Here is a 2,288-nt window from a genome sequence, read left to right on the forward strand (position 1 = left end):
TTCCTCCTTAGCTCAGTTGGTAGAGCGACGGACTGTTAATCCGCAGGTCGCTGGTTCGAGCCCAGCAGGAGGAGCCACTTTTAAAGCCGCATCACTTGATGCGGCTTTTTTGTATCTGCTTTATACGTCATTTCTCACTTTCCCATTTATCTGCACTTCATTTCTAAACATCAGCGAACATTAAATCCTTTCTTCAAAAACACTTATTTCACGCTAAAAATTTAATCCTCATCGTAATTTCAATACGCATTAGTATCCGAGCATATTTATCTTCACTAAGATGCCCGAGTTATTACATTTCTTCTTTTAGCTATGCCTTGCATAGTGATAACACTTTATTTGTGAGCTAAATATGAAACTAAAAACTCAAGCCTATTTATTATCTGCGATCATATTGCTAGCTCTCCTAGCTCTGACCGCAACGGGCTTATGGACACTTCGCGTCGCAAGTAACCTTGATAACAAAGCTCGAGTTACTGAGCTATTTAAAAGTGCGTACAGCATACTTACCGAAGTAGAAAAGATGGCTATCGAAGGCAAAATGCCGGAAGACGAAGCGAAAGCATTAGCCACTCGCCTACTTCGTAACAATATCTACAAAGACAACGAATACGTTTATGTCGCAGATGAAAATATGATGTTCATCGCCGCACCACTAGACCCTCAACTGCACGGAACCAGCTTCCATGACTTTAGAGATGGCAGTGGTAATAGCGTAGGCCAACTCATTCTAGATGTATTGGGGCACAAAACAGGTCAGATCATTGAATATACCTGGAGCCAAAAACAAGCTGATGGCAGCATTGAAGAAAAACACTCGATAGCAGAAAAAACACCACACTGGGGCTGGGTTGTCGGTACAGGTATTGGCTTTAATGAAGTTAACGCACGTTTTTGGTCGACAGCACAATGGCAGCTTGTGCTGTGTCTGATTATCGCGGGAAGTATTCTAAGTGGCCTGATCATTTCGATTCGCAAAATGCTTCATCTACTTGGTGGAGAGCCTAACGACGTGCGTAAAGCAGTTCAAGCTGTCGCTCAAGGAGACATTCAGACCAGTTTTGATACTGTGGCACCGAGAGGAAGTATCTATCGTGCCGTGCAAGATATGAGTCAATCACTAGCTACCATGGTGACAAACCTAGAGAAGTCTATGCATGCACTGCGCGCAGAGTTGTCTGCCGTAGAAGCTCGATCAAATACGATTGCCGATCTTACCGTATCTCAGCAGCAATCAACGGCGATGATTGCCACTGCGATGACTGAAATGGCATCTTCAGCCAACCATGTTGCCAATTCAGCAAGCGACACCGCAAACAATACGGACGAGGCTGACAAACAAAGCCAACATACTCAGAAACTCATTCATAACACGGTTGAAAACATTCAAGGTTTAGCTTCTCAATTAAATACTGCGAGTAAAGCGGTCGCCGATCTAGATCAGGATGTAAATAATATTGTAAAAGTGCTCGATGTGATTGGTGATATTGCAGAGCAAACAAACCTATTGGCACTCAATGCAGCCATTGAAGCAGCACGTGCTGGAGAACAAGGCCGAGGCTTCGCAGTCGTTGCTGATGAGGTACGCAACCTAGCAGGACGCACACAAGACAGCACAAGAGAGATTCAGTATATGATCTCCAATCTGCAAGAAGGCTCTCGCAATGCCATTCACACAATGGAAATATGTGCAGAAACCAGTGAAAGCACTGTTACAGAGTCTAAGAATGCCTCTGAAGCTCTACAGCAAATTGTAACGGCGTTAGAATCTATCACCACAATGAGCCAGCAGATCGCTACTGCTGCCGCTGAGCAGACGCAGGTTAGCGATGATATTGCGCTACGCATAAACCTTATCGAGGAAAGCGGAGGCCAACTCAACTCTGTCGTAACCGAGAGTCAATCAAGTACTCAAAGTTTAGCTTCACTAGCGAATGAGCTAGAAGGTTGGGTAAACAAGTTCTCAGTAAAGCACTAGTTTAAAGTCAATTGTTCAATAAAAAGCACGTTTTCAGACGTGCTTTTTTGTTTTTATCGCCTTTATTTTGCAAGTGAACACACTATCAATGTTAAAACATCGCTTAAAGCATGGCGCATTGCTGCTAAAAACGCATAAAAACAGCCCACTCCGAGCACAAATTCATCAAACGATATTTTATTTTAATTTTATTGTTGACCTGAAAGCCGAAAAGCCTTTTAATACACCTCGTCGCCCGGATAGCTCAGTCGGTAGAGCAGAGGATTGAAAATCCTCGTGTCGGTGGTTCGATTCCGCCTCCGGGCACCAC

The 2,288-nt window shown here is 43.9% G+C and carries 1 protein-coding gene and 2 tRNA genes; all 3 read left to right on the forward strand.

The genetic code is table 11. The features are described 5' to 3' along the window. The first annotated feature begins 1 nt into the window (after window position 1). The 3 genes from R7040_RS24320 to R7040_RS24330 all read left to right on the forward strand — a co-directional run bounded on the left by R7040_RS24320 (window position 2) and on the right by R7040_RS24330 (window position 2,287). Window positions 2-77: transfer RNA gene (locus R7040_RS24320), tRNA-Asn, on the forward strand. 275 nt (window positions 78-352) lie between these two features. Beyond that, window positions 353-1,978 carry a methyl-accepting chemotaxis protein gene (locus tag R7040_RS24325; protein ID WP_064354312.1) on the forward strand — a complete coding sequence of 542 codons (1,626 nt, stop codon included), beginning with the start codon at window positions 353-355 and terminating at the stop codon, window positions 1,976-1,978. 233 nt (window positions 1,979-2,211) lie between these two features. After that, window positions 2,212-2,287: transfer RNA gene (locus R7040_RS24330), tRNA-Phe, on the forward strand. The last annotated feature ends 1 nt before the right edge of the window (window position 2,288 follow it).

The sequence above is a fragment of the Vibrio sp. 1069 genome (assembly GCF_033340555.1).